At 66.5% G+C, this 25,387-nt stretch carries 22 protein-coding genes, 1 pseudogene and 1 riboswitch; of the genes and pseudogenes, 8 read left to right on the forward strand and 15 right to left on the reverse strand.

Annotation, left to right across the window (positions count from 1 at the left end; all coding sequences use genetic code 11):
• Window positions 1-19: 19 nt before the first annotated feature.
• Window positions 20-253 carry an RNA-binding S4 domain-containing protein gene (locus NQJ30_RS09505; protein ID WP_255769665.1) on the forward strand — a complete coding sequence of 78 codons (234 nt, stop codon included), beginning with the start codon at window positions 20-22 and terminating at the stop codon, window positions 251-253.
• Window positions 254-353: 100 nt separating this feature from the next.
• Here NQJ30_RS09505 and NQJ30_RS09510 read toward each other — a convergent pair whose 3' ends face one another.
• Window positions 354-1,004 carry an alpha/beta hydrolase gene (locus NQJ30_RS09510; protein ID WP_255769666.1) on the reverse strand — a complete coding sequence of 217 codons (651 nt, stop codon included), beginning with the start codon at window positions 1,002-1,004 and terminating at the stop codon, window positions 354-356.
• 95 nt (window positions 1,005-1,099) lie between these two features.
• Here NQJ30_RS09510 and NQJ30_RS09515 point away from each other — a divergent pair, with 95 nt between their 5' ends.
• Together NQJ30_RS09515 and NQJ30_RS09520 are read left to right on the forward strand one after the other, a co-directional pair.
• Window positions 1,100-1,948 (forward strand): SGNH/GDSL hydrolase family protein, encoded by an 849-nt coding sequence (locus tag NQJ30_RS09515; RefSeq protein WP_255769705.1) that lies wholly within the window; start codon window positions 1,100-1,102, stop codon window positions 1,946-1,948.
• A 221-nt stretch (window positions 1,949-2,169) separates the two neighbouring features.
• Window positions 2,170-2,763: a hypothetical protein gene (locus NQJ30_RS09520; RefSeq protein ID WP_255769706.1), complete on the forward strand. Its 594-nt coding sequence runs from the start codon at window positions 2,170-2,172 to the stop codon at window positions 2,761-2,763.
• 111 nt (window positions 2,764-2,874) lie between these two features.
• On the opposite strand, the gene metX is transcribed toward NQJ30_RS09520, so the two are convergent.
• Both metX and NQJ30_RS09530 read right to left on the reverse strand, forming a co-directional pair.
• A complete protein-coding gene (gene metX / locus NQJ30_RS09525) occupies window positions 2,875-3,990 on the reverse strand; it encodes a homoserine O-acetyltransferase MetX (protein WP_255769668.1) in 1,116 nt (371 codons plus the stop codon).
• A 13-nt stretch (window positions 3,991-4,003) separates the two neighbouring features.
• Window positions 4,004-4,118: riboswitch (SAM riboswitch) on the reverse strand.
• 89 nt (window positions 4,119-4,207) lie between these two features.
• On the reverse strand, window positions 4,208-5,563 hold the full coding sequence (locus NQJ30_RS09530) for a bifunctional o-acetylhomoserine/o-acetylserine sulfhydrylase (protein ID WP_255769670.1): 1,356 nt from the start codon (window positions 5,561-5,563) through the stop codon (window positions 4,208-4,210).
• A gap of 206 nt (window positions 5,564-5,769) precedes the next feature.
• Here NQJ30_RS09530 and NQJ30_RS09535 point away from each other — a divergent pair, with 206 nt between their 5' ends.
• The gene (locus tag NQJ30_RS09535; protein WP_164201275.1) at window positions 5,770-6,408 is read left to right on the forward strand and encodes a VOC family protein; all 639 of its coding nucleotides are present in this window, start codon (window positions 5,770-5,772) and stop codon (window positions 6,406-6,408) included.
• Window positions 6,409-6,522: 114 nt separating this feature from the next.
• On the opposite strand, the gene NQJ30_RS09540 is transcribed toward NQJ30_RS09535, so the two are convergent.
• Complete coding sequence (locus NQJ30_RS09540) at window positions 6,523-7,320, reverse strand: CPBP family intramembrane glutamic endopeptidase (RefSeq protein ID WP_255769672.1); 798 nt, start codon at window positions 7,318-7,320, stop codon at window positions 6,523-6,525.
• Window positions 7,321-7,428: 108 nt separating this feature from the next.
• Between NQJ30_RS09540 and NQJ30_RS09545 the strand changes: the two genes are divergently transcribed.
• Window positions 7,429-8,109 carry a histidine phosphatase family protein gene (locus tag NQJ30_RS09545; RefSeq protein WP_255769674.1) on the forward strand — a complete coding sequence of 227 codons (681 nt, stop codon included), beginning with the start codon at window positions 7,429-7,431 and terminating at the stop codon, window positions 8,107-8,109.
• Here NQJ30_RS09545 and NQJ30_RS09550 read toward each other — a convergent pair.
• The 5 genes and pseudogenes from NQJ30_RS09550 to tdh form a co-directional block, all read right to left on the reverse strand.
• Entirely contained in the window at window positions 8,106-8,903 is a 798-nt protein-coding gene (locus NQJ30_RS09550; RefSeq protein WP_255769676.1) for a DeoR/GlpR family DNA-binding transcription regulator, read from the reverse strand. The two genes, NQJ30_RS09545 and NQJ30_RS09550, sit on opposite strands and share 4 nt — an antisense overlap.
• Before the next feature lie 145 nt (window positions 8,904-9,048).
• The gene (hutI, locus tag NQJ30_RS09555; RefSeq protein WP_255769678.1) at window positions 9,049-10,260 is read right to left on the reverse strand and encodes an imidazolonepropionase; all 1,212 of its coding nucleotides are present in this window, start codon (window positions 10,258-10,260) and stop codon (window positions 9,049-9,051) included.
• Window positions 10,261-10,499: 239 nt separating this feature from the next.
• Window positions 10,500-11,451 (reverse strand): annotated as a pseudogene (locus tag NQJ30_RS09560) (NAD(P)/FAD-dependent oxidoreductase); the annotation flags it as partial.
• A 67-nt stretch (window positions 11,452-11,518) separates the two neighbouring features.
• Window positions 11,519-12,727, reverse strand: coding sequence for a glycine C-acetyltransferase (locus NQJ30_RS09565; protein WP_255769679.1), 1,209 nt, complete (start codon window positions 12,725-12,727; stop codon window positions 11,519-11,521).
• An 8-nt stretch (window positions 12,728-12,735) separates the two neighbouring features.
• Window positions 12,736-13,782: an L-threonine 3-dehydrogenase gene (gene tdh / locus NQJ30_RS09570; RefSeq protein WP_255769680.1), complete on the reverse strand. Its 1,047-nt coding sequence runs from the start codon at window positions 13,780-13,782 to the stop codon at window positions 12,736-12,738.
• 139 nt (window positions 13,783-13,921) lie between these two features.
• Here tdh and NQJ30_RS09575 point away from each other — a divergent pair, with 139 nt between their 5' ends.
• A complete protein-coding gene (locus NQJ30_RS09575) occupies window positions 13,922-14,833 on the forward strand; it encodes a LysR family transcriptional regulator (protein WP_255769681.1) in 912 nt (303 codons plus the stop codon).
• 65 nt (window positions 14,834-14,898) lie between these two features.
• Here the strand turns inward: NQJ30_RS09575 and NQJ30_RS09580 are convergent, their stop codons facing one another.
• The 5 genes from NQJ30_RS09580 to NQJ30_RS09600 form a co-directional block, all read right to left on the reverse strand.
• Window positions 14,899-15,558: a hypothetical protein gene (locus NQJ30_RS09580; protein WP_255769682.1), complete on the reverse strand. Its 660-nt coding sequence runs from the start codon at window positions 15,556-15,558 to the stop codon at window positions 14,899-14,901.
• Between the two features lie 212 nt (window positions 15,559-15,770).
• Window positions 15,771-17,279, reverse strand: coding sequence for an Asp-tRNA(Asn)/Glu-tRNA(Gln) amidotransferase subunit GatB (gene gatB, locus NQJ30_RS09585; protein ID WP_255769683.1), 1,509 nt, complete (start codon window positions 17,277-17,279; stop codon window positions 15,771-15,773).
• Complete coding sequence (gene gatA, locus NQJ30_RS09590; RefSeq protein ID WP_255769684.1) at window positions 17,279-18,835, reverse strand: Asp-tRNA(Asn)/Glu-tRNA(Gln) amidotransferase subunit GatA; 1,557 nt, start codon at window positions 18,833-18,835, stop codon at window positions 17,279-17,281. Before gatA ends, gatB begins: the two co-directional genes overlap by 1 nt.
• A gap of 2 nt (window positions 18,836-18,837) precedes the next feature.
• The gene (gene gatC / locus NQJ30_RS09595) at window positions 18,838-19,134 is read right to left on the reverse strand and encodes an Asp-tRNA(Asn)/Glu-tRNA(Gln) amidotransferase subunit GatC (protein ID WP_255769685.1); all 297 of its coding nucleotides are present in this window, start codon (window positions 19,132-19,134) and stop codon (window positions 18,838-18,840) included.
• 145 nt (window positions 19,135-19,279) lie between these two features.
• Window positions 19,280-20,812, reverse strand: a complete 1,533-nt coding sequence (locus NQJ30_RS09600) for a CitMHS family transporter (RefSeq protein ID WP_255769686.1) — start codon at window positions 20,810-20,812, stop codon at window positions 19,280-19,282.
• A gap of 274 nt (window positions 20,813-21,086) precedes the next feature.
• Here NQJ30_RS09600 and NQJ30_RS09605 point away from each other — a divergent pair, with 274 nt between their 5' ends.
• Window positions 21,087-23,027 carry a sensor histidine kinase gene (locus NQJ30_RS09605; RefSeq protein ID WP_255769687.1) on the forward strand — a complete coding sequence of 647 codons (1,941 nt, stop codon included), beginning with the start codon at window positions 21,087-21,089 and terminating at the stop codon, window positions 23,025-23,027.
• Complete coding sequence (locus NQJ30_RS09610; RefSeq protein ID WP_255769688.1) at window positions 23,020-23,682, forward strand: response regulator; 663 nt, start codon at window positions 23,020-23,022, stop codon at window positions 23,680-23,682. The genes NQJ30_RS09605 and NQJ30_RS09610 overlap by 8 nt, the downstream gene beginning before the upstream one ends.
• Window positions 23,683-23,705: 23 nt before the next feature.
• Here the strand turns inward: NQJ30_RS09610 and NQJ30_RS09615 are convergent, their stop codons facing one another.
• The gene (locus tag NQJ30_RS09615; RefSeq protein WP_255769689.1) at window positions 23,706-25,268 is read right to left on the reverse strand and encodes an HNH endonuclease signature motif containing protein; all 1,563 of its coding nucleotides are present in this window, start codon (window positions 25,266-25,268) and stop codon (window positions 23,706-23,708) included.
• Window positions 25,269-25,387 lie beyond the last annotated feature (119 nt).

Consider the following 25,387-nt stretch of genomic DNA (forward strand, 5'->3'; position numbering starts at 1 on the left):
CGTCAGGCATTATTGCTGTATGAGCAACCAGGACATTGAAGAGATCCCCATCCGTGACAGCATGATCCGCCTGGGTCAGCTCCTGAAGCTCGCCAGCCTGGTGGAAGACGGCGTGGAAGCCGCCGAGCTCATCAAGAACGGGCTCGTCAAAGTCAACGGCGAGATCGACGAACGGCGGGGCCGGCAGCTGCACAACGGCGACACCGTCACCGTGAACGGGCAGACCGTCAGGGTCGTCGCGCCGGAAGCGTAACTCACCACCGCAGCGGGCCCCGGCGCATCAATCCGGCGCCGCAGCACGCGCCCACGGCACTTAGCCTTCTGCCGTCGTCGGCCGTTCGCCGGATTGCCGGCTACCGGTTCAGCACCTCGTGGGTCAGGAACTCGGACACATGGCCGATTTCCTGCTGGTTGATGCCGTGCCACATGCCCGTGTACAGCACCTTGGTGAGCTTCACGTGCCCGCGCACCCAGCCCATGGTGTAGTCGATCTTGTCAGGGGTGATCACCGGGTCCTGCTGGTCGCGGCCCCAGAACAGCGGGACGGTTCCGTCGAGTTCGCTGTCCCGGAACGCGGGATCGCCGCCGGCATTGACAACAAAGCCGGAAAGCCCGACGACGGCGGCATAGTCTGCGGGCCGGTAACGGAGCAGCGTCGTGGCCATGGCCATTCCCATGGAGAAGCCGAGCAGCGTCACGGACGGGTGGTTGGCTTTGACTGAGTCGATCCAGTCCTGCACGTAGCCGGCCGCCTGCTTGACGGCGTCCAGGGAGTAGTCGATGGTGTCCGTCAGCGGGAACCACATAAAACCCGGCCCGGTGGGCAGCGGCGCCCGGAGCGAGGCCACAACGAATTCGTCGGGCAGCATGTCCGCCAGGCTCAACAGGTCCTGTTCGTTGGCGCCGTAGCCGTGGAGGAGCACCAGCAGCGGCCGTCCGGAGCGCTGGTCCTCGGGCCGGGACCACATAACAACAGGGGCGGGAAATACTTGGGCGTCAGTCATGGTTTCCATTCTTACAGTTACCCAGCGGTAACTACCTACGGTGGCGTAGCTTGAGACCGAGAGGGCAGGATAGGACCGTGACTGACGCAAGAGCCATGCAGAACCATCCCACGGCGACACAAACCCACCCCTGGAGCCGGTACGTGGCCATGGGCGACTCCTTTACCGAGGGCATCGGCGACCCCGAACCGTCAAGCCCCGGCGGATACCGCGGCTGGGCGGACCGGGTAGCAGAGGAACTGGGCCGCGGCCAGGATGATTTCGCGTATGCCAACCTGGCGGTACGAGGCCGACTGCTGCAGCAGATCGTGGACCAGCAGCTCGCGGCCTGCCTGGCGCTCAAGCCGGACCTGGTCACTCTCTCCGCCGGCGGCAACGACCTCATCAGGCCGGGCGGAGACCCGGATGCCCTCGCCGAAAAACTCGATTCAGTGGTCCAGATCCTGTCGATGGGCGGCGCCACGGTGGTGCTGTTCAACGGGCCGGACACGGGTTCCTCGGTCCTGGGCCGGATCCGCAGCAAGGTGGCCATCTACAACGAGAACCTGCGCACGGTTGCCGCCCGCCACGACGCGATCATTGCGGACATGTGGTCGCTGAAGCAGCTCAACGATCCGCAAATGTGGGACGTGGACCGCCTGCACTTTTCGCCGCTGGGCCACCACACCATCGCGGCCATGGTGCTCGACTCGCTCAACGTTAGCCACACTCTCGAACCCCGCATGCCCAAGCCCCTGCCGCCAAGGACCTGGCGCGAAGCACGCAGCGGAGACCTCATCTGGGCCCGCGAACACTTCGTCCCGTGGGTGGTCCGGCGGCTGCGTAACCGCTCCTCCGGTGACGGCATCACCGCAAAACGCCCGACGCCGGGGCCCGTCTTCGGCCCTGGCGTGCCCCTGGGTTCCGGTGAAGGTCCGCTGGGCAGCACCGAAGCCCGCCACTAGACCGTCACGCGCCACTCACCAGGAGCCCCGCCGCTGGACCGAAGCCTCGCGCTCACCCGGTGGCCGCCACGAAACCGATGCCGCCACGAAACCGGCGGAAACGCGCGCGGCAAAAGCCGGGCCTTCCTGGAGCGCGGAGGTCCTTGCGGTTTCGGGCCCCGGGGCCGGCCCGGGGCTTAAGCTGGAGTCCCACATAGGAGAGGCATTACACCGTGAACAGCATGTTTTTCTGGATCATCATCCTGGCGTTCGTTGTCCCCGCGGCGATGCGGATGTACCGGAAATCCGTCAACAAACGGAACCAAGGACAGGGCTTCTTCGGGAGCTACCCGGGCCAGCCCGGCCAGTATCCCGGGCCACAGAGCCGGCAGCCCCGCGACGGCTATACGCAGCAGGATTACATGAGCGGCGGGTACCGCGAGATCATGAGCCCGCAGCCCCTCCCGCCGGCCGAGCCGCTGCCGCCCATGCAGCCGATCCCACCGGCAAACCAGCAGTTCCCGGGCCAGCAGTTCCCTCCGTACGGTCAGCCCCAGCAGTACGGCGAACCCCAGCAATACGGTCAGCCAGGGCAGTTCAGCCTGCCAGGGCAGTTCAGCGAGCCGCAGCAGTACGGTCAGCCAGGGCAGTTCAGCCAGCCAGGGCAGCGGCCGGAAGCAGCGAATGCTCAAGCTGCCCCGGCGACTCCCCCGCCGCCGTCGGCCCCGCAGGGCTACCGCGCGCGGAAGCTCGCCGAACTGGACCAGCAGTACAGCAACGGTGAGCTGGCCATGGAGGATTACATGAAGCGCCGCGCCGACATCATGAACGGCTGAGCGCACAGACGCGGCGGGCATCCCCTGCCAAATCAAGCAGAACCTGCCAACCTAGCGGATCTGGCCCAACCAGCAGGCCCCGGCCACGCCAGGAGGGTGCGCCGGACCCGGCTAGACCAGGAAGGTACTCCGCAGCTGGGCGCCGAGCTGGCCGATCTCGGTCAGGAATCCGTCATGGCCGATCGGGGCTTCAATGACGTGGACGTCGACGTCACCAGGCAGAGCATCCGCGAGCTCGCGGGACTGGGACGGGAAGTAGAGGCGGTCGCTGTCCACTGCGGCCACAAAGAACCTGGCCGTGGCACGGCTTAGGGCCTCGTCAAGGGAGCCCCGCCCGCGCGTGACGTCGTGGCTCATCAAGGCATCGGTGATGGCGATGTAACTGTTCGCGTCGAACCTGCCCACCAGCTTCCGGCCCTGGTGGTCGAGGTAGCTTTCCACCTGGTAGCGGCCGCGCTCCCCCAACGCCGCAGCTTTAAAAGGTGATTCGGGCAGCTGCGCCGAGCGTCCGAATCGGCCGTCGAATTCCGCTGCGGAGCGGTAAGTGATGTGGGCTATGCGCCTGGCCAGCGCGAGGCCGTCCTCGGGCAGCGGACCGCCATAATAGTCGCCGTCGTTGAAGTTGGCGTCCTGCCGGATGGCCAGGGTCTGCGCCTGTGCGAAGGCGATTTGTTCCGCCGTGCTCGCGGCCCCCACGGAGATGACGGCGCAGCGCTGCACCCGCTCCGGAAAGGTGACGGCCCACTCCAGGGCGCGTGCCCCGCCCATTGAGCCGCCCAGCACCGCAAACCAGCTGTGGATGCCCAACTGGTCGGCCAACCTGGCCTCGGCCACCGTGGTGTCCCGCAGGGTTACCAGCGGGAACCGGGACCCCCACGGCTTTCCGTCCGGAGCTTCCGACGACGGCCCGGTGGACCCGTAGCACCCGCCCACAATGTTGATGGACACCACGAAGAAGCGGTCCGTGTCCACCGGCGCGCCGGGGCCGGCCAGCTCTTCCCACCAGCCGGGCTCGTCGCTGTCGCCGCGGGTCACGTGTGTGCTGCCGGTCAGGGCGTGTTCGATCAGGATGGCGTTGGAGCCGTCCGCGTTCAGGGTGCCCCACGTTTCGTACCCCAGGGTGACGTCAGGCAGGTAGCCGCCGGCTTCGAGTTCCAGGCCGCCGATGCTGGTGTAGCGGACCACGCCGTTTCCGGGAGCCGCCGTTCGGGAGATGGTGATTGTCATGGACTAGACCTCTTCTACGCGCTTGCCCGCCGTCAATTGACCGGCTGGCCAGGTCTTCACCCGGGGCACCCCACCACGGAAGAGGGTTGCCGGCCAGCAAGCCGGGGCTGTTGCTGGCACTCATGACCTGCTTTGAGTGTACGAAACAGCCCCGGCGTATGGCTAAGCGTGTGACCGGTTATGACTTCACGGAATTGACTGGCGGGGCCGCCTCCGGCTAGCCGGCAGGAGTGTCCTGCCCCGAACCGGCGGCCTGACCTGCGCTCTTGGCTGCCCTGAAGCCGGCTTCGAGGTCGGCGATGATGTCATCGATGTGCTCGATGCCCACGGAAAGCCGGACCAGCCCCGGCGTCACGCCGGCGACGGCCTGCTGCTCGGCGGAGAGCTGGCTGTGCGTGGTGGAAGCAGGGTGGATGACCAGCGACCGGACGTCGCCGATGTTGGCCACGTGGGAGTGGAGCTCCAGGGCGTCCACGAAGCGTTTGCCTGCTTCCGCGCCGCCGGCAAGATTGAAGCCCACTACCGCGCCGGTGCCCTTGGGCCCGTACTTGAGCCCCCGCTCATACCAGGGGCTGGACGGCAGGCCCGCGTAGGCGACCGATTCGACGTCGTCCCTTGCCTCAAGCCAGCGCGCTACTTCGACGGCGTTTGCCACGTGCCGTTCCACCCTGAGGCTCAGCGTCTCCACTCCCTGGGCAATCAGGAAGGCGTTGAACGGGGACACTGCCGAGCCCAGGTCGCGGAGCAGTTGGACGCGTGCCTTCAGGATGTAGGACAGGTTGGCGCCCAGGGCCCCGTCCGCGCCAAGATCCCGGGCGTAGACCAGGCCGTTATAGGTCGGGTCCGGGGTGTTGAAGCCGGGGTACCGGTCAGGGTCCTTGCCGAAGTCGAAATTGCCGGAGTCCACGATCACGCCGGCGATGGCCGAGCCGTGGCCGCCCAGGTACTTGGTGGCGGAGTGCACCACGATGTCCGCGCCCCACTCCAGCGGACGGATGAGGTAAGGCGTGGACAGGGTGTTGTCCACGATCAGCGGCACACCGGCCTCGTGCGCCGCCTGCGACACCCCTTCAATGTCCAGCACGTCCTGGCGCGGGTTCGATACCACCTCGGCGAAGAAGAGCTTGGTGTTCGGCTGCACGGCATCGCGCCACTGGTCAAGGTTGTCCGGGTCCGCCACAAACGTCACTGAGATGCCGAACTTCTTCAGTGTGTGCGCCAGCAGGTTATAGGTGCCGCCGTAGAGGCTCGGGCTGGCCACCACGTGGTCCCCGGCCTCGGCGATGTTCAGGATGGCAAAGGTTTCCGCCGCCTGCCCCGAACTCAGCAGCAGGGCCCCGAGGCCGCCCTCCAGGCTGGCGATCCGCTGCTCCACGGCGTCCTGCGTGGGGTTGCCGATCCGGGTGTAGATCGGCGCGAGTTCTGCGAGCGCGAAGCGGTTGGCGGCGCTTTCCGCACTCGGAAAGACGAACGACGTCGTCTGGTAGATCGGCAGTGCACGGGCACCGGTGGTGCCGTCCGGCTCCTGTCCAGCGTGGATCTGGCGGGTTTCGAAAGACCATCCGTTCGACATTCAGGGCTCCTTTGACGGGGTGTGGCGCTGCACATGTGCGTTCAGTCTAGGAAGGCGCCCCCCACGGGCAACAGGATTGTGACGAAGGTGGTCGGCCGCCCGGTTTCAGCTCCGGCGGGCCGCGCTTCCTCGCCGGGAACGAAACAAAAAACCGGGTAAGGCTACCCTTAGCTGAGAGGGACATCACAAAGTGCCAAGATGATGGCATGCGCATGGATCACGTCTCTTACGCCTGTGAACAAGATGGCCTCGTTGCCACCACCGAACGTATTTCGTCTGCCCTCGGCGTTGAAGCCGTGAAGGGTGGAGTGCATCCCCGTTTCGGAACCCGGAACATGATCATTCCGCTCGCCGGCCACAAGTACCTGGAAGTTGTAGAGGTCCTGAACCACCCCGCCTCGGACAAAGCTCCCTTTGGCCAGGCCGTCCGGGCCCGCTCCGAAGCCGGCGGCGGCTGGATGGGCTGGTGCGTCGAAGTGGACGATCTCGCCCCCTTCGAAGAACGCCTGGGCCGGGCCGCCGTCAATGGAAACCGGAAGTTTCCCGACGGCCGCGAGCTGATCTGGAAGCAGATCGGGATCCTGGGCCTCATCGCGGACCCGCAGGTTCCGTACATGCTCAAGTGGGAAGGCGACCCCGCCCTCCACCCGTCCAACGCTTACGAAAGCAACGTCAAGATGAGTTGCCTGACTATCGCCGGCTCTGCCGAACGCGTGACCGAATGGCTCGGGGAACCCGTCGAGAAGCCCCTGGAGGACGTGGCTGTTGAGTGGGTCGCCCCTAAGGGAACGCCGGGCATCCTGTCCGTGACCTTCGAAACTGCCACGGGGGCAGTCACCATCTGACGATCCCTTCCTGACCGGTTTCCGGTCGCCCGGGCAGCGTCGCCCGGATTCCATCTTCGGCCGCTATCAGCAGGTGCCAACGCCGTCACCCGCTGATGGCGGCCGAATTACTTTTCAGCCCAGGCCTACCGCCCGGCCAAAGAGGCTGAAGCCCACAAACGCGACGATGTCCAGCAGCGCGTGCGCGACCACCAGTGGCATGACCCGCTTCGTCCTGGTGTAGAGCCAGGCGAACACCACCCCCATGACCGCGTTGCCGATGAAGGGCCCGAACCCCTGGTAGAGGTGGTAACTGCCCCGAAGCACGGCGCTGGTGAAAATCGCCAGCGGAACGCTCCAGCCGAACTTGCCGAACCGGTCCAGCAGGTAGCCCACCACAATGACTTCCTCCACCACTGCATGCCTCAGCGCGGAGAGAATCAGGACAGGAATGGTCCACCAGTGGGCATCCAGGGCGCTGGGGATGATGGCTGTGGTGATCCCCAGCGCACGGCCTGCGGCGTAGAGTCCCAGCGACGGAATCCCGATAAGCGCTGCCAGGCCCAGGCCCTGCAGCAGGTCGCGGCCGGGCCGGGCGAAATTGAACCCCAGTTTCTGGAAGGCCGATCTCCCCGGCGTGCCCGCGCCCGTGGCCGTGCCCGCGCCCGTGGCCGTCTGGCGCTGGTCGGTAAGGAAGTAGATGACCAGCAGGACGGGCACCAGCGCAAAAACGATATCCAGCAACTGGTAGGTGAGGTCAAAGTATTCGCGCGAACTCCGCGACTGGTTCAGCGTGGACGTTCCCTCGGCCAGCGGCGCCCGCGACATCTTGTCCAGCAACTGCACCACTGAATAAACGGCTGACTGTCCCAGGGACAGCCCCAGCACAATCCAGACTTCAAACCGCAACCGACGGCGGGAGGGAACCAACATGGTTCCATCTTGCCTGCAGTTACTGGTTCTTTGCTGGTTACGTGACACCCGCTGCGTCGGAGGGCGCCCGCGCCCGCGCAGGGGTTCCGACACTTATGCTTGGGCCTTATGAGCGAGCCAGGGAAAATCATCATGATCCGGCACGGCCAGTCCGCGGCCAACGTGGATACCACCATCTATAACCGGATCCCGGACTATCGGATTCCGCTGACTCCCCTGGGCCTGGTCCAGGCCGCGGCGGCCGGCGAACGGATCCGCCGGGAACTGGACGGCCGGCAGGTGTGTGTCTACGTATCCCCCTACCTGCGGGCCTACCAGACCTTGGAGGCCCTCAAACTGGGTCATCTCACGGAGCGTGTAATCGAGGAGCCGAGGCTCCGCGAACAGGACTGGGCCAACTTCCAGATCAGCGACGAGATCGAGGACCAGAAGGAGCTCCGCAACGCCTACGGCCATTTCTTCTACCGGTTCCGGGAGGGCGAATCCGGCTCGGACGTCTACGACCGGATCTCATCCTTCATGGAGACCCTGCACCGGCACTGGTCCAAGCCCGACTACGCCCCGAATGCCCTGCTGGTAACCCACGGCCTCACCATGCGGCTGTTCTGCATGCGCTGGTTCCACTGGTCCGTGGAGTATTTTGAGAGCCTTAACAACCCGAACAACGCCGAGGTCCGTACCCTGGTGCGCACTGAACTCGGCAAGTATGAACTCGATACTCCGTTCACCCAGTGGGTGGACCGGCGGGTGGACGAGACTGTCCTCGATGCGCCGCCCGTCATGTACTAGTGCGGCTGCTGTGGCGCCACAATCACCTCGGTGCCGTTGGCCTCGAAGGCTGCCTTGGCGTCCGCTGAGATGCCGGCATCGGTAATCAACCGGCTGAACTCGTAGCCGTCCATGGTCGCGAAGGCCCTGACCCCCACCTTGGACGAGTCGGCCAGTACGTAGGAAATCCGGGCACGGCTGGCAAGGAGGGCGTTTACCGATGCTTCGCCTTCGCCGGTATTGGTGGGCCCCACCACGGGGTCGATGCCGTTCACACCGATGAACGCGATGTCCAAGACCACCTTCTGCATGATGATGTCCGTATACGGCCCCACCAGCTCATACGAGCGCGGATTCAGGATGCCCCCTGTCACCATGACCTTGATGTTGGGCCGGACGGCCAGCTGCGAAGCGATGTTGATGGCGTTGGTAACCACCGTCAGTGTGGGCTGGTTCGCCGGAGCGTTGAGGTCCTCACGGGTCGCCAGGATCTGTGCGAGGGCGGTGCTGGTGGTACCGCCACAGAGCCCGATCACGGCGCCCGGTGAAATCAGGGCCGAGGCAGCCTGGGCAATCTGTTCCTTGGCTTCGGCATGGTCGTCACGGTTGTAGCGCCCGGGCAGGTCGTAGGCCAGGGCCCCGATGGTGGCCCCGCCCCGGGTCCGCGTCAGCAGCCGCCGGTTGGCCAGGCTGTCCAGGTCCCGCCGCGCTGTAGCTGGCGAGACGCCCAGCTGGGTGACGATCTCCTCGACCTCAACCTGGCCGGTTCTTGCGAGGATATCCAGGATGGCCGTCAGGCGGTCAGTGCGGGTCATGGGGCCTTTCAACGTCAAACGATCACCAAAATGTGACGTTTTCTGATCATATCAGACCCAAACGATCATATGACGTCATTTTGGCGCATCAGCGGTCTCTAGCCGACACCCGATTTTAGAGCGTTTCCGGCGTACCGGCAGCCGGTTAGCGGGCCCGAACGCCGGCCCGCCAGACAGCGTGCGTGAGCGGCATGCCCGGACGGTAGGCGAGATGCGTGGCGGACGGTGCGTTCAACATGTGCAGATCCGCCCGGTGCCCGACGGCGAGGGATCCCACCGCACGCTCGCCGTCGGCGTCGTTCCCTGTTTCCCGGTGCAGCGCAAGCGCGCCTCCGTACGTCGCGGCACGCACGGCCTCGTGGACACTGAGGCGCATCTGCAGCACGGCCGTGGCCACACAGAACGCCATGGAACTGGTGTAGGAAGTACCGGGGTTGGCGTTGGAGGCCAGCGCCACCTGAACCCCCGCATCCAGCAGCTCACGCCCGGACGCCAGCGGCTGCCTCGTGGACAGGTCGCAGGCCGGCAGGCAGGTGGCTACGGTCCCCCGCCGCCCGGTGCCTGCCGCGGCATCCCAACCCGCCCAGCTGTCCGCGAGCGCCGCGACATCAGCGGGCGCCAGGTAGTTCACGTGGTCCACGCTCGCCGCGTCCAGCTCCACCGCCAGGCGGACACCCGGCCCGATGCCGAGCTGGTTGCCGTGAACCCGTATTCCGAGTCCGGCAGCCCGGGAGGCGGCCAGCACCCGGCGGGACTGTTCCGCGGTGAAGGCCCCTTCCTCGCAGAAGACATCCGCCCAGCGGACATAGGGCCGCACGGCGTCCAGCATGGGCCCGCAGACAAGGTCGGTGTAGGCATCCGGGTCCGACCCTGCCGGCACCAGGTGCGCGCCGAGGTAGGTGACTTCGTCAGCCACCGTGGAGGCGATCCTGGCGCTGCGCGCCTCCTGCTCAACGTCCAGCCCGTAGCCGGTTTTTGTTTCCAGGTACGTGGTGCCCTGGGCGACGGCCTCGGACACCCGCGCCATGGCAAGCCTGGTGAGGTCATAGTCGGAGGTCTGCCGGGTGGCGTCCACCGTCACGGCAATGCCGCCCGCGGAGTAGGTCTCCCCCGCCATCCGTGCCTCGAACTCGGCGGTGCGGTCGCCGGCGAAGACGAGGTGCGTGTGGGAATCCACCCAGCCGGGGAGCACGGCCCGGCCGCCGGCGTCCACTTCATCATCTGCGGCGGGAGCGTCGCTGGCGGCGCCCAGCCAGGCGATCCGCTCACCCTCGATCACTATGGCGGCGTTTTTCAGGACCCGGTGCTCCAGGTCCTGCGTCATCAGTTCGGCGATGTTGGTGATCAGGGTGCTCATGGCACCATTCTTCAGCGCCGGATGGACCAGCGGGTGGCCGCCAGCGCCTCCGCTGTCCGGGATTCCGGACCGGCCCCGCCGCCTGCGCTTGGTTCCGTGCCATGCCCTGGGCCCTCCGCTGTGCCTTGTCCGGTTCCGTGCCCTGTTCCGTGCCCGGTGCCCTGTCCGGCCAGAATTTGGGCTGCCGCCAACTCCGCCATCGCCGCGGACGTCTGGAAGCCGTACCCGCCCTGGCCTGCGAGCCAGTAGAACCCGGGCGCCTCGGCATCGAACCCTGCCACCGGTATGCCGTCGGCCGCCTCCGTCCGGAGACCCGTCCACGCACTGCGGACACCGCTGATTCCGAGAGTGGTCACCTGGTTCAGCTTCGCGACCAGGCGCTCGACATCACCGGGCCGCGGCTGCGCGTCCTCGGGGCCGCTGGGCACCGCTTCCGACGGCGAGATCAGCACGCCGTCGCCCTCCCGCCGGAAGTAGAACGACTTGTCTGCCGCCGCAACCATGGGGCTGTGCTCCGGAAGTGAGTGTTCGACGCCGGCAATCGCCGCAGTGCGCCGGTACGGCTGCAGTCCGAGCTTCTCCACGCCGCTGATGACGGCGACCTCGTCAGCCCAGGCGCCGGCTGCGTTGACCATCACCGCGGCCTCGAACCCCTCTTGGCCGGCGCCGACTTGCCATCCCGAGCCCAGCCTTTGGGCGGAATGCACGCGGGCGCCGGTGATGATGGCTGCGCCGGCGGCTTCGGCCAACTGCCGGTGGTCGGCCAGCAGCACCGGGGCATCGCAACCGAACGAGCCGGAATCGAGGCCGGCGGCGGCGAACGACTCCGGCACCAACGCAGGGCACAGCTCCAGGGCCCTCGGCGTGGGTAATGCGTTTCATCTCGCCGCTGGCCTCAGCCACAACGGACTCCTCGGTCCCGATCAGCATAAAACTGCGCGGCGACAGGACGGGGTGCGGCAGTTCCGCGTCCCGGGCCGCCATCAGGTGGAGCGTGCGGCGGGTCAGTTCCTGGACGACGGCGGGGCCATAGCTGGGGATCAATTGCCGGGCCGAACGGGAGGAGGTGTGGTGCGCCAACTCCTGTTCGGCTTCGACCAGGGCCACGGAACATTTGCCGGCGAGTGCGGACGCCAGGGAGAGGCCTGCGATGCCGCCGCCGACGATCAGGACATCATAATGGGCTGCCATGGCTCCATCTTTGCAGAGTTGCCCGGCTGCCGCGCCTGGATTCCTGACTCTTTGTTTGCGTGTTTGGCTAGCCCGCTACCGCCGCACGGCTGGCGACGAAGGCACTCACGCACGTTTCGACGTCGTCCGCTGAATGCGAGGCGGAAAGCTGCACGCGGATGCGGGCGGCACCACGCGGGACCACGGGGAAGCTGAACGCAGTGACGAAAACGCCGTGCTGCAGCATCTGGTCCGCAATCTTTGCGGCCATCACAGCATCACCGAACATCACCGGAACGATGGCATGTTCACCGTCCAGGAGTTCAAAGCCTTCCTCGGTCATCCGGCGGCGGAACAGCGCTGCGTTCTCGAAGAGTTTGCTCCGCAGCTCGCCAGAATTCTCCACGAGGTCCAGGGCTTTGATGGTCGCGGCCACAATTGCCGGGGCGAGCGAGTTGGAAAACAGGTAGGGCCTGGCCTTCTGGCGCAGCATGGCCACGACCTCGCGGCGCCCGGACACGTAGCCGCCGGACGCACCGCCGAGGGCCTTGCCGAATGTTCCGGTATAGATGTCCACCCGGTGCGACACCCCGGCGTGCTCGGGCGTACCGGCTCCGGTGGCGCCCATGAACCCGACGGCGTGGGAATCGTCCACCATGACCAGGGCGTCGTACTTGTCGGCGAGGTCGCAGATGGCTTCGAGGGGCGCGAGGTAGCCGTCCATGGAGAACACGCCGTCGGTGACGATGATTTTGCGCCGGGCAGGCTTCTCCTGTGTCGAGGCCGCCACGAGCTTGGCCTCGAGGTCCGCCATGTCCTGGTTGGCGTAGCGGAACCGTTGTGCCTTGCAGAGCCGGATGCCGTCGATGATGGAGGCGTGGTTCAGGGCGTCAGAGATGATGGCGTCCTCCGGCCCGAACAAGGACTCGAAGACACCCCCGTTGGCGTCGAAGCAGCTGGAGAACAGGATGGTGTCCTCGGTCCCCAGGAACCTGGAGACCCTGGCCTCCAGCTCGAGGTGGAGGTCCTGGGTGCCGCAGATGAACCGGACACTGGCCATGCCGAAGCCGCGCGTGTCCATGGCGTCCTTTGCCGCGGCGATGATGTCCGGATGGTCGGCGAGGCCCAGGTAGTTGTTGGCGCAGAAGTTCAGGACCGGGGCGCCGGGCTGGCCGATCTGGCCGGCTGTAACGTGGCTGGACTGCGGGGAGTTGATGCTGCGTTCGGTCTTGAAGAGCCCGGCGGTGCGGATCTCGTCCAGTTCGGCCTGGAGCTGGTCTTTGATGGCGGTGTACATGATGCTCCTTAGAGTTCTGTCCAGTCGAGGACAACTTTTCCGCCGACGCCGGCGCGTGCTATCTCGAAGCCTTTTTCCCACTCTGCGGCGGGGAGCTTGTCCGTGACCACCGCCGAGACACCGGCGTGCAGCACCGGGTTGGAGGACAGCATGGCGCTCATGGCATACCAGGTCTCGTACATCTCCCGGCCGTAAATGCCTTTGAGCGTGAGCATGTGCGTGACAACCTTGCCCCAGTCGATGGTGATGTCCTGGCTGGGCAGGCCAAGCATGGCAATCCGGCCGCCGTGGTTCATGTTGTCGATCATCTCAGGCAGCGCCGTGGGGTGGCCGGACATTTCCATGCCGATGTCGAAGCCTTCACGCATGCCCAGTTCACGCTGGGCGTCGCGGACCCGGGTCTTGGAGACGTCGATGGCCAGGTCCACACCCAGCTGGCGGGCCAGGTCCAGCCGGGGCCCTGACACATCGGTGATGGCAATCTTGCGCGCCCCGGCGTGGCGGGCCACCGCGATGGCCATGAGGCCGATCGGGCCGGCGCCGGTGATGAGCACATCCTCGCCCACCAGCGGGAAACTGAGTGCGGTGTGCACGGCGTTGCCGAACGGATCGAAGATGGCGCCCAGCTCCGGGGTGACGGAGGGATCGTGATGGACCCACACGTTGGTCTCGGGGATGACCACGTACTCGGCGAAGGCGCCGTCGCGCTGCACGCCGACGCTGACCGTGTGGATGCACATCTGGCGGCGGCCGGCGCGGCAGTTGCGGCAGATGCCGCAGACCACGTGGCCTTCGCCGGACACCCGGTCCCCCACCTTGACATCCCGGACGTCCTCGCCCGTCTCCACCACTTCGCCATAGAACTCATGGCCGGCGATCAGCGGCGCTTCGATCATTCCCTGCGCCCAGGCGTCCCACGATTGGATGTGCAGGTCCGTGCCGCAGATGCCGGTGGTCATGACCCGGATCTTGACGTCGTTGGGGCCTGCTTCGGGCTCCGGGCGGTCAACCAGTTCGAACCCTGGGTGGGCGCCTGACTTGTAGAGGGCCTTCATTGGCTTCCTGACTCTTGGCGGCCGCCACGCTTCCTGCGCGGCGGAAAACTTATCTTCATTAGAGCCATTCCAAAGCATTAGCACAAGCAGTATTTTCTCAATCGACGATGAAGCTGCAGCTAATGCATAGACTGGACGGATGGAAATTCATCAGCTGGAAATCCTCCGCGAGCTCGGTGCCCTGGGCAGCGTGAAGGCAGTCGCCGAGACCCTGATGGTGACGCCCTCTGCCGTGTCCCAGCAACTGGCCATGCTCCAGCGCGATGTGGAGGTGCCGCTGACGCAGAAAGAGGGGCGGAACCTGGTGCTCACCGAAGCCGGACAGGTGCTCGCCGACGCGGGCGCCGCCGTCGTGAGCGCCATGGCGGATGCCCGCACGGCGATCGGCGCCTACCACGGATCCCCCGTGGCGCCGGTGACGCTCAGCGGCTTCCACAGCGCGGGGCAGGCACTGTTCGCTCCGCTTGCGCGGCTGCTCGATGCTCCGGACCAGCCGAGGATCCAGCTCTCCGACGAGGACGTGGCCCAGCAGGATTTCCCCGGACTCACCGCACGCTACGACCTGGTGCTGGCGCACCGAATGGACCACAGTCCGCGCTGGCCTGAAGAGCGTGTGGCGGTCATCCCGCTGGCGCACGAACCGCTGGATGTGGCCCTCCCCGCGGACCACCGCCTTGCAGGACAGGACACGGTCACAGCGGCCGACGTCGTGGGCGAACCTTGGGTGACTAGCCACACCGGCTACTCCCCCGCGGATGTGCTGTCCGCCGTCGCGGCCGTCTCCAGCAAGGAACTGAACATTGTCCACCGGATCAACGATTACTCCACCGTCGCGGCGCTGGTTGCCTCAGGCGGAGTGGTGGGCCTGCTGCCGCGGCATACCGCGCGGCCGGTCCTCAACCCGGGTATTGTGCTGCGGCCGCTCGAAGGCATCAGCACGCGGCGCCGGATCGACATCCTGGCCCGTCCGGAAAACCTGAAACGCCGGTCCGTGATGATCGTGTGCGAGGCGCTGCAGGCGATCATGACCGGACTGGTGGAGCAGGGCTGACGCCGCTCGGTGCTGACAAAAGCGCGCTGCTGACACTGCGCGCTGCCGACCCAAGTAGGTAGCAGTTAGGAGTTGGACGTGTCGTCGTTGAGCTTGCCCTGTCCCTGGCCCTGTCCGTGGCTGTGACCCTGGCTGTGGCCCTTGCTCTGTCCCTTACCCAGGCCAAGCCCTTTGCCAGGAGCGGCGGGCGTACCCTCGACGATCCGGAGTGCGGTGACGTCGCTGCCGCTTTTCACACCGGAGATCCGGACCGACTGACCTGTGGAGATGTCCCCGATGGCGGCCTTTCCTGGCTTAAGCCGCTTGCCGTCGTCGCCCTTTGCGGTTGAACCGTCCGCGGCAGGAGAGGGGACCTTGGTGATCGCGGTGTCAGCGTTGACAGCGTAGGCCTGGGTGAAACCGTCCGCGCTCTTCACGGTGACCGAACTGGCACTGACGGATTCCACCGTGCCCTGCTGGGTCAGGAGCGTTTCGAAAGTCCCGTCCGCCTTCTTCACCACGCTTTCGCCATGGAGATACTGCGGGCGCTGGGCTTTGTTCGTCTTCCCGGCGCCCGGATCGCCGGCTTTCCCCGACGCGGACGGGGACGGCGACGGAGCGGAAGGGGACGGGGACGGTGAGTCAGCGGCCGACCAGGCTATCGCCGTGCCCGCGCCGGTCAGTGCCAGCGCCACCATTCCGGCCAGGAGTGCCTTGCGCAGCCTCATCGGCTCCCGAACTGACATGGCCAGACCTCCCGCACCGTACGCAGGGCATCGTCGCCCTGGATCTTCAGTGTAGGACGGGCCCGTGCCGTTGCACACGGGTAGGTGGCGCCAGCGGCCAAGGATGTACTTAACGCCCAACTGGGTCGCAGTAGATGTCGTTCTGAGCGCTCAAAACAACATCTACTGCGACCCAGTTGGGTTAAAACGGGCGCTTAACCGGAGGCTTCCGCTTAGCCTTCCACTCCCAGCTTTTCCAGGATCAGCTCACGCACGCGGGCGGCATCTGCCTGGCCGCGGGTGGCCTTCATGACGCCGCCAACGATCGCGCCGATGGCCTGCAGCTTGCCGCCGCGGATCTTCTCCGCGACGTCGGGCTGCGCGGCGAGGGCGGCGTCGATGGCTTCGAGCAGGGGGCCGTCGTCGGAGACAACAGCCAGTCCGCGCTTTTCCACGATTTCCGCCGGGGTGCCTTCGCCGGCCAGGACGCCGTCGAGGACCTCGGTGGCCATCTTGTTGTTGATCTTGCCGTCTTCCACCATCTTGTTCAGCTCAACGATGGTGGCCGGCTGCACGCCCAGCTGGCCTGGATCGACGTCGGCGTTTTTGGCCCGGCCAACGATCTCGCCCATCCACCACTTGCGGGCCACTGTTGCCGTGGCGCCGGCGGCGATGGTTTCCTCGATCTCATCCATGACGCCGGCGTTGACCACGTCGCGGAATTCCAGGTCCGAGTAACCCCAGTCGGCCTGGAGGCGCTTGCGGCGGGCCGCGGGGGGCTCGGGCAGGGTGGCGCGAAGCTCCTCCACCCATTCGCGGGATGCAACAATCGGAACCAGGTCCGGCTCCGGGAAGTAACGGTAATCGTCAGCGTCGGACTTCGCCCGGCCCGACGTCGTCGTGCGGGTGTCCTCGTGCCAGTGGCGCGTTTCCTGCGTGACCGGCTCGCCGGAGTCCAGGACGGCGGCGTGCCGCTGGATCTCGTAGCGGACGGCGTGTTCGACGGCGCGCAGCGAGTTCACGTTCTTCGTCTCGGAGCGGATGCCGAAGCGTTCGCGGCCGTGCGGGCGGAGCGAAACGTTCGCGTCGCAACGGACGTTGCCGCGTTCCATCTTCGCGTCGGATACGCCAAGGTTCTTGACGATCTCACGGACGGCCGCGACGTACGCCTTGGCCAGTTCCGGGGCCCGGCTTCCGGCGCCCTCGATCGGCTTGGTGACGATTTCCACCAGGGGCACACCGGAGCGGTTGTAGTCCACCAGGGAGAAGTCGGCACCCTGGATGCGGCCCGCGGACCCGCCCATGTGCGTCAGCTTGCCGGCGTCCTCTTCCATGTGGGCACGCTCAATTTCAACGCGGAAGACGGTGCCGTCGGAGAGTTCGATGTCCAGGTAGCCGTCGTACGCGATGGGATCTTCATACTGGGACGTCTGGAAGTTCTTGGGGGTGTCCGGGTAGAAGTACTGCTTCCGGGCAAACGTGCAGGACTCGGCGATCTTGCAGTTCAGGGCAAGGCCGATCTTGATGGAGGACTCGATCGCGGTCCTGTTCACCACGGGCAGTACGCCGGGCATGCCCAGGTCCACCTCGTTGACGTTGGTGTTCGGCTCGTCACCGAAGACGTTTGGCGCGGAGGAGAACATCTTGGTCTTGGTGTTGAGTTCCACGTGGACCTCGAACCCCAGCACGGGATCGTACTTCTCCATGGCTTCTTCGAAGCTCAGGGTTGCGTCGGTGCTCATTATTTTGCCTCCTGGGTTTCGATCGAAGCGGCCAGTTCCGGAGCCTGGGTCAGCAGCGGGCCGCCCCACTTCGCCTCCAGCAGTGATTCAAGGACTGCACCCACGCGGTACAGGCGGGCGTCCTGGCGGGCCGGCGCCAGGAGCTGGATGCCGACCGGGAGGTTGTCCTCGTCGGCCAGGCCGCCGGGCAGGGTCAGGCCGGGCACGCCGGCCAGGTTGGCGGGGATGGTGGCGACGTCGTTGAGGTACATCGCCAGGGGGTCGTTGAGCTTTTCGCCGAGCTTGAACGCCGTGGTGGGGGCCGTGGGCGAGATCAGCACATCGGCCTGGGCGAATGCGGCGTCGAAGTCCCGCTGAACCAGCGTGCGGACCTTCTGGGCCGAGCCGTAGTAGGCGTCGTAGTAGCCGGCGCTGAGGGCGTACGTGCCCAGGATGATGCGGCGCTTGACCTCGTCACCGAAGCCCGCGGCGCGGGTGGCTCCCATGACGCGTTCGATGGTCAGGGGTCCCTCCTCGGGGAGGACACGCAGTCCGTAGCGGACGCCGTCGAACTTGGCCAGGTTGGAGGAGGCCTCCGACGGCATGATCAGATAGTAGGCGCCCAGGGCGTACTGGAAGTTGGGGCAGGACACCTCAACAATTTCCGCGCCTGCTTCCTTGAGCAGGTCCAGGGAATCGTTGAAACGGTTCTCGACGCCGGGCTGGTAGCCCTCGCCGTGGAGTTCCTTGATGATGCCGATCCGCAGGCCCTCGACGTTGCCCGTTCGGGCGGCCGCCACGAGGTCATCCAAGGGCTCGGGCAGGGACGTGGAGTCGAACGGATCGTGGCCGCCGATGACCTGGTGCAGGAGTGCCGAGTCCAGCACGGTGCGGGAGACCGGGCCGATCTGGTCCAGCGAGGAGGCCATGGCGATGGCGCCATAGCGGGAGACGCTCCCGTACGTGGGCTTGACGCCCACGGTGCCTGTGACGGCGCCGGGCTGGCGGATGGACCCGCCGGTGTCCGTGCCGAGGGCCAGGGGTGCTTCGAAAGCTGCGACGGCGGCTGCCGACCCGCCGCCGGACCCGCCGGGGATGCGGTCCAGGTCCCAGGGGTTGCGGGTGGGGCCGTACGCGGAGTGCTCGGTAGAGGAACCCATGGCGAACTCGTCGAGGTTCGTCTTGCCGAGGATCGGCATTTTAGCGGCGCGGAGCCGCTTGACCACGGTGGCATCGTACGGGCTGTGCCAGCCCTCGAGGATCTTCGAGCCGGCCGTGGTGGGCTGGCCGATGGTGACGATGAGGTCCTTGACGGCGATCGGCACGCCGGCAAGTTCGTGGAGTTCGTCGGCTGCTGCGCCGCCGGCGGCGCGGATGGCGTCCACCTCGGCTGCCACGGCGAGGGCCTCTTCCGCGTTGACGTGGAGGAACGCGTTCACACCGCGGTCGCCGCCGTCGACCGCTGCGATGCGGCCCAGGAACGCCTGCGTGACCTCGACGGAGGTAATCTCACCGGCGCGAAGCTTTTCAGCCAGCTGCGCCGCGGAGAGGCGGATCAGTTCGTTTTTGTCAGTCATGCCTATGCCTCATCCAGAATTGCCGGGACCTTGAAACGGTTCTCGTCGGAATCCGGAGCTCCCGAGAGTGCCTGCTCCGCGGTGAGGGTGTGGCCCACAACGTCCTCGCGGAACACGTTGGTCAGCGGAATCGGGTGGGAGGTTGCCGGGACGTCATCACCGGCGGCTTCACTCACGGATTTGACTGAATCAACGATGACGGCGAGTTCGCCGGCCATCCTGTCCAGCTCTTCAGCACTCATCTCGATGTGAGCGAGCTGCGCGAGGTGCGCAACGTCGTCACGGTTGATCGCAGCCATGGATCTCCCCTGCAAGTTCGGATTGTTTTCCGAACCAGTCTAGTGGGGAAACGTCAGTGCCCGTCTGACGACCCCCAGCGGGCGTCAGACGGGCACCTCGGTGCCGTGCTTCCGGTCACGGGGACCGGGCACAGGCAGCATAAGACTAACCGATACCGATGGCTCCGGTCAGCATTCCTACACCCAACATGACGAGGCAAACCACGGCGGCGCGCCACAGGACCTTCTTGTGGTGGTCGCCCAGGTCCACCTTGGCCAGGGAAACCAGCAGCAGGATGGCCGGAACCAGCGGGCTCTGCATGTGGAACGGCTGGCCGGTGATGGAGGCGCGGGCCATCTCGGCGCCGCTGATGCCGAAGTGCGCAGCCGTCTCGCTCAGGACCGGCAGAACGCCGAAATAGAACGCGTCATTGCTCATGAAGAACGTCATGGGGATGCTGAGGAGACCGGTAATGACGGCCATGAGCGGCCCCATGCTGGACGGGATGATCTGCACCAGCCAGGCGGACATGGCCTCAACCATGCCGGTGCCCTTGAGTACGCCGGTCAGGACTGCGGCAGCCATGACCATGCTGACCACGGCAACGATGGACGGTGCGTGTGCCACGACCTGTGCAGCCTGGTCCTTGACATGCGGGAAGTTCACCAGCAGGGCGATGGCCGAGCCCACCATAAAGACGTACGGGAGGGGGATGATGTTGGCCACCAGGACCGCCATGACAGCCACGGTGAGGCCCAGGTTGAACCACTGCAGTTTGGGGCGGAGGGTCCTCCGGTTGGGGTCCAGGGCGGTGCCCGCCATGCTGGCGTCGGCTTCCTCCACGAGGACATCGGTGCGTTCCAGGACAGCCACGGAGGAACCGGACGGGAAAGGTTCGACGGCGGGGGCTGCTCCGCCGGGGTTGCCGCCCTTGCGTCCACGGCCGGTTCCGGAAGCGCCGGTTGCGGGGGCACCGGTTGCCGAAACGCCGGTTGCGGGGGCACCCGCGGGGGTGCCGCCGTCGAACGTTTCTGCACTAAAGGGTTCTGCCGAGGACGGCACGCCCCAGATTTCCGGTGCGGTGGAGCGGAGGCGGTTGCGCTCCTGCAGTCCGAGGACCCAGGCGAAGACCAGGACGACGGCGAGGCCGGCGATGAGTGACGGGATCATGGGGACGAAAACGTCGTTGACGTCGATCTTCAGGGCGCTGGCAGCGCGGGCGGTGGGGCCGCCCCACGGCACGATGTTCATGGTGCCGTTGGCCAGGCCGGCCACGACGGTGAGGACCACGGGGCTCATCTTGAGCCGGAGGTAGATCGGCAGCATGGCGGCGGTGGTGAGGATGAAGGTAGTGGAGCCGTCGCCGTCGAGGGATACTGCGGCAGCCAGGAGCGCGGTGCCCAGGACCACCTTGGCGGGGTCGTTGCCGAGCTTGCGCAGGATGAACCGGACCAACGGATCAAAGAGCCCGACATCGATCATCAGGCCGAAGTAGATGATGGCGAACATCAGCAGGGCGGCGGTGGAGGTCATGGACTTCATCGAGTCCATCACCATGTCGCCAAGGCCCAGTCCGGCACCTGCGAACAGGCCAAAAACAGTGGGGACGATGATCAGCGCCAGCACTGGCGTCAACTTCTTCGTCATGATCAGCACCATGAATACCGCGATCATGGCGAATCCAAGTAATACCAGCATTGCCGGCTCCTTCATTGTGAACAGCGGCACAGCGGTGTGACGCGTGCTACAGACTGTAGGGTGGCCGCCGTCACGGCCGTGCCTTTGGCGCAATTGATTGGCATACTGCTTATTCGAAGCATTTTGCGCATTCTGCTCATGTCCGGCCGGTGAACCAGCCGGCCCCCAACCCGCCGGGCCGCAACCCGCAGTTTCAAACCCGGCGGGCCGACAACCCGCAGCCCGGAGGGTCACACGCCCTCCGGCGGACGCACCACGTTACGAGAGGAGGACCATGCCAGCTTCCTGGCACAAGCCTCACATTCGGTTCTCCACCCAGACCCTGTTCCTGCAGCTCGGCGTAGTCCTGCTGGTGGTGCTCCTGAGTACGGCCGTCCACGCGTGGTTGACGTATGACAGGGTGGGCCGCGACGCCGAGAACCAGGCCCTGACCCTGGCACGGGCAGTGGCCGCCGACCCGTCCGTGCGGGCTGATGTACTGGCCATCAGTGAGCGGGCGGGCACCCCCCCGCCTTCCGAGCTGCGCGCCGGACCACTCATGGCGGCCGCCGAGGCGACGCGGATCCGGACCGGAGCCCTGTTTGTGGTGATCACTGACGAAACCGGCTTGCGGCTTGCACACCCCGACCCCGACCGGCTCGGTGAAAAGGTCAGCACGGACCCCACTGAGGCCCTCGGCGGGGCGGAAATCACAACCCGGAATACCGGCACGCTGGGTCCGTCGGCCGGCGCCAAGGTGCCTGTCTACGCGCCGGCGACGGACACCGTGGTGGGCGAGGTCAGCGTGGGGTACTCCATGGAAACCGTCAGCCAGAGCCTGGAACGGGATATCGGACCGGTGGGCCTCACCGCCGCCGGGGCGCTGCTGGCAGGCGCGCTGGCTTCATTCCTGCTGCGGCACCGGCTCCAGCGACTCACTTTGGGCCTGGAACCTGAGGAGATCAGCACCCTGGTCCACGACCAGGTGGCAGTCCTGCAGGGGGTGGACGACGGCGTCATCGGCGTATCGGCCGACGGCAGGATCAGCGTCTTCAATGCAGCCGCCCAGCGCCTCCTTGGCCTGCCTGACCTCTCGGGGACGTCGTGGGCGGGAGCCCCCGTTCCCCGCCAGCTCACTGCCCTGACCAGACCGGATGCCGAAGAGGCAGAAGCCATTGAGCTGGTGGCGGGTGGCCGGGTTTTGGTGGCGAGTGCCCGGAAGGCGCTGCACCGCACGGAGGACCTGGGCTGGGTGGTCATGCTTCGGGACCGCACCGAGCTGCAGCAACTCACCCGCCAGCTCGATGCCGTGGGCACCATGTCCACCGCCCTGCGCGCCCAGCGCCACGAGTTCGCGAACCAGCTGCACACCATCGCCGGGCTGATGAGCATCGGGCAGCACCAGCAGGCCCGCGACTATCTGGCCGGACTCGCCGCCACAGGGCCGCTGAAGTTCCCGGTGGACCAGGCCGGGCTGCTCCAGGATCCTTACCTTCAGGCTTTTGTGGGGGCAAAAGGGGTGGAGGCTGACGAGCGCGGTGTGACGCTGCGGATTGGGCCGGAAACCCTGGTCCGCGGGCAGGTCACTGAGCCACAGGATGTGACCACGGTACTGGGTAACCTCATAGACAATGCGGTGAACGCAGCAGTTGCGGGATCGGCCACGGACCGGTGGGTGGAGGTGGAGGTACTGGACGAACCGCACGACGACGGCGGGACCCTCCTCATCGTCGTCGCCGACTCCGGCGACGGGCTGGCTCCCGGGGCGGATCCCGAGGCAGTCTTTGCAGAAGGCTTTACGACGGCGGCGGGGGCAGCCGGCCTGGCGGGCCGTGGTGCTTTGGTGGCGGGTGCTGGGATGGGCGGAGGCGACGGTCTGGACCGCGACGGCCTTAAGGCGGGCTACGGTCCGGACCGCGCCGATCTAGAAGCAGGCGCCGGTCTGGACTGGAGTAGCCGGAGGGGCGGCGGCCAAGGCCTGGGCCTTGCGTTGGCCCGGAAACTGGCCAGGCGCCGTGGCGGAGAAATCAGCATCCTGGAAGCCGGCAAGCCAGGCGGCCCCGGAGCCGTATTCATGGCGTCTCTGCCGGGCACCACGGCCGCAAAGAATTCGAGCGCTGGCGCCGACGGAAATCGAGCCGGGGACGCCGGAGAGAACCGTACCGACCCCGCTGACAGGACCCGTTTCGGGACTGCGGGCCAGATGGACATTTCAGAAAAGGATGATGATGCCTGAGGATTTCAGGGTGCTGATTGTGGACGACGACTTCCACGTGGCCAAGCTGCACGCGACCTACGTCGATTCTGTGGCCGGGTTTCTGGCCTTGGCACCGGTTGGTACGGCGTCGCTGGCGCTGCAGGCAATTCACAGCCTCCGTCCCGATCTGGTGCTTTTGGACGTGTACCTCCCGGATGCCTCGGGCCTGGACCTGCTGCAGCAACTGGACCTCGACACCATCATCCTCAGCGCTGCATCAGACGCCGAGTCGCTCCGGAAGGCGTTCCGCCGCGGCGCCCTGGGGTACCTGCTAAAGCCGTTCACGTCCGAGTCGCTCTCACAGCAGCTCCGCTCCTACGCGCGGTACCGCAGGCTGCTCGGTCAGCCCGGTATTTTGGACCAAGGCTCTGTGGAACGCGCTAAACGGGCGCTGATCCCGGGGGATGTGACGCCATCGGCCAAACCGCGTTCCGCCACCGAGGCTGCAGTCCTGGAGTCGTTGGCTGCGGGCGAACAGTACTCAGCGGCAGAGGTGGCCACCCGGGTGGGGGTTTCGCGGGCGACGGCGCAACGGTATCTCTCCTCGCTGGCGGACGACGGCGCGGTCGACATCCAGCTCCGGTACGGAACCACCGGGCGGCCGGAACACCGCTACGGGCTGCCGGCGCAGTAGCCATCCCACTATCCTCCATCGACTCATTCCGAGCGCGCGTCTGATCCCCCGGCCACTTCTCCAGTCCAACTGTTATTGCTGCTGGGTGGGTTGTCGGGCCAGGTGGGTGGTTCCCAGTCGGGTGGTTCGCTTTGGTACTGGCGTCCGGAGGGTGAGATCCAGCCGGGTGGTGTGTCTTGGCTGGGTTCGGTGGGTGTCCAGGCGGTGGTGTGGCGGAGCCTGTGGTGGCGGTGGCAGGGCTGGCCGAGGTTTGAGACCCCGGTGGTCCCGCCGTCGGCCCAGGCGAGGATATGGTCAGCTTCGTTATCCAGGGACTGGTTGGTACAGCCCGGGAAGGGGCATCGCCCGTCGCGGAGCCTGAGCCATTGGCGTTGGGCTTTGGTGACCCGGTAGCTGGACCGGCCGATCTCCAACGGTGCCCCGTCGCGCGGGTCGATTAGGACCCGGTGGAAGGAGTCTGCGCCGTCGGCGATCAGTCGCCGGGCCATGGACGGCGGGATCGGCCCGTACCCGTCCAGCATCGCCGGTTCCTCCGTCACTCCCAGTAAAGCCATCACCGGGACCGTGATCAGCACCTGCGCCCGCGGCGACGGCACACCAGCACCCCCACCGGCGCCGGCGCCCGGGCCGGGGCCACTGCCCGGGCCGGCGGATCCGCCAGCCAACCCATCAGCGCCAATGCCGGCCCGCATAGCGGACAGGCCGTCCGCGGCCCCGTTGAGCGGAGCTGTCTGGTTTGGGTTTTCTCCGGTGATGTTCTCGACATCGGAGGTGCAGGTCCCGCCCAGGAGCCAGGTTGCTGCGTTGTCGGCGCGGAGCTGGGTGAGGGTGCGGTCCTCGCCGGGGCCCTGCATAGCCCGCGCGGCGGCGGTGGTCCGCTCCCAGATCCCCGACGCGGTATCGGCCGGCAGATAGGCCGAGAGCCACGCCATCCCGTCCCGGTCCGGGGCAAACACCACCCGCCGGTCCGTCACGCATTTGGCATAACGCTTTTCGATACTCACCGGGTGGTGCCGCTCCCGCCACAGCCGCGCCCTGGCCCGGAACCGGCCGGGAACCAGTTCCCCGGCCGGACAGCCCCGCGCCGGGCTTACCGCATCCGGTCCCAAAAAGTGCGCTTCCAACGCCTGCGCACCCTCGGGCCCGAGGCTGCTGGCCTCGTCCACCATGATCCGGGCATGCTGCCACGACACCGCCCCGATCTCCAACGCCGCCATCGTCAGCGGCAGGGCCGTGGTCAGCTCCCGGGCCTCCACAAGCAGCCCCGCGGCCGCCGGTTCACCCACGGTCAACACCCCCGCCAACTCCGCAACCAGCGACATCTCCTGCACGCTCCGCTCCTGCAGCGACATCCCCGGCGCCGCCAAAGACCGCGCCAGTTCCGCACACCGGGCCACCTCCCGCACCTTCCGGGCCGCCAACCGTGCCTCCTCACCACGGATCTCCGCCAACGAATTCAGGCAGTCGTCATACTCCCGATGCAAGGGATCTGCGTCGCCGGCCGGCGCGGAACCCAAAGGTTCAACGGTGTCCGCGCGGCGGAAAGCAGCACCGTTCACCGCATCCGCCGCCGCCGTTTTGTCCATAGCCCTAGCATCACAGAGCGGCCAGACACCGCGGCGGAGGAAGTACGCTTATGTGGATAACTGCAGAGGCTGTGGCTGGCATTACTGCCGCCGCCCGGGCTCCCGGTATGGCTGGACCC

Source organism: Pseudarthrobacter sulfonivorans (assembly GCF_024391045.1).
GTDB lineage: Bacteria > Actinomycetota > Actinomycetes > Actinomycetales > Micrococcaceae > Arthrobacter > Arthrobacter sulfonivorans_B.

Bases quoted from the DNA above. Each gene is read 5' to 3' on its own strand.
- NQJ30_RS09505 (WP_255769665.1), top strand. From the start codon at position 20: ATGAGCAACCAGGACATTGAAGAGATCCCCATCCGTGACAGCATGATC.
- NQJ30_RS09510 (WP_255769666.1), bottom strand. From the start codon at position 1,004: ATGACTGACGCCCAAGTATTTCCCGCCCCTGTTGTTATGTGGTCCCGG.
- NQJ30_RS09515 (WP_255769705.1), top strand. From the start codon at position 1,100: ATGCAGAACCATCCCACGGCGACACAAACCCACCCCTGGAGCCGGTAC.
- NQJ30_RS09520 (WP_255769706.1), top strand. From the start codon at position 2,170: ATGTTTTTCTGGATCATCATCCTGGCGTTCGTTGTCCCCGCGGCGATG.
- metX (WP_255769668.1), bottom strand. From the start codon at position 3,990: ATGACAATCACCATCTCCCGAACGGCGGCTCCCGGAAACGGCGTGGTC.
- NQJ30_RS09530 (WP_255769670.1), bottom strand. From the start codon at position 5,563: ATGTCGAACGGATGGTCTTTCGAAACCCGCCAGATCCACGCTGGACAG.
- NQJ30_RS09535 (WP_164201275.1), top strand. From the start codon at position 5,770: ATGCGCATGGATCACGTCTCTTACGCCTGTGAACAAGATGGCCTCGTT.
- NQJ30_RS09540 (WP_255769672.1), bottom strand. From the start codon at position 7,320: ATGTTGGTTCCCTCCCGCCGTCGGTTGCGGTTTGAAGTCTGGATTGTG.
- NQJ30_RS09545 (WP_255769674.1), top strand. From the start codon at position 7,429: ATGAGCGAGCCAGGGAAAATCATCATGATCCGGCACGGCCAGTCCGCG.
- NQJ30_RS09550 (WP_255769676.1), bottom strand. From the start codon at position 8,903: ATGACCCGCACTGACCGCCTGACGGCCATCCTGGATATCCTCGCAAGA.
- hutI (WP_255769678.1), bottom strand. From the start codon at position 10,260: ATGAGCACCCTGATCACCAACATCGCCGAACTGATGACGCAGGACCTG.
- NQJ30_RS09565 (WP_255769679.1), bottom strand. From the start codon at position 12,727: ATGTACACCGCCATCAAAGACCAGCTCCAGGCCGAACTGGACGAGATC.
- tdh (WP_255769680.1), bottom strand. From the start codon at position 13,782: ATGAAGGCCCTCTACAAGTCAGGCGCCCACCCAGGGTTCGAACTGGTT.
- NQJ30_RS09575 (WP_255769681.1), top strand. From the start codon at position 13,922: ATGGAAATTCATCAGCTGGAAATCCTCCGCGAGCTCGGTGCCCTGGGC.
- NQJ30_RS09580 (WP_255769682.1), bottom strand. From the start codon at position 15,558: ATGTCAGTTCGGGAGCCGATGAGGCTGCGCAAGGCACTCCTGGCCGGA.
- gatB (WP_255769683.1), bottom strand. From the start codon at position 17,279: ATGAGCACCGACGCAACCCTGAGCTTCGAAGAAGCCATGGAGAAGTAC.
- gatA (WP_255769684.1), bottom strand. From the start codon at position 18,835: ATGACTGACAAAAACGAACTGATCCGCCTCTCCGCGGCGCAGCTGGCT.
- gatC (WP_255769685.1), bottom strand. From the start codon at position 19,134: ATGGCTGCGATCAACCGTGACGACGTTGCGCACCTCGCGCAGCTCGCT.
- NQJ30_RS09600 (WP_255769686.1), bottom strand. From the start codon at position 20,812: ATGCTGGTATTACTTGGATTCGCCATGATCGCGGTATTCATGGTGCTG.
- NQJ30_RS09605 (WP_255769687.1), top strand. From the start codon at position 21,087: ATGCCAGCTTCCTGGCACAAGCCTCACATTCGGTTCTCCACCCAGACC.
- NQJ30_RS09610 (WP_255769688.1), top strand. From the start codon at position 23,020: ATGCCTGAGGATTTCAGGGTGCTGATTGTGGACGACGACTTCCACGTG.
- NQJ30_RS09615 (WP_255769689.1), bottom strand. From the start codon at position 25,268: ATGGACAAAACGGCGGCGGCGGATGCGGTGAACGGTGCTGCTTTCCGC.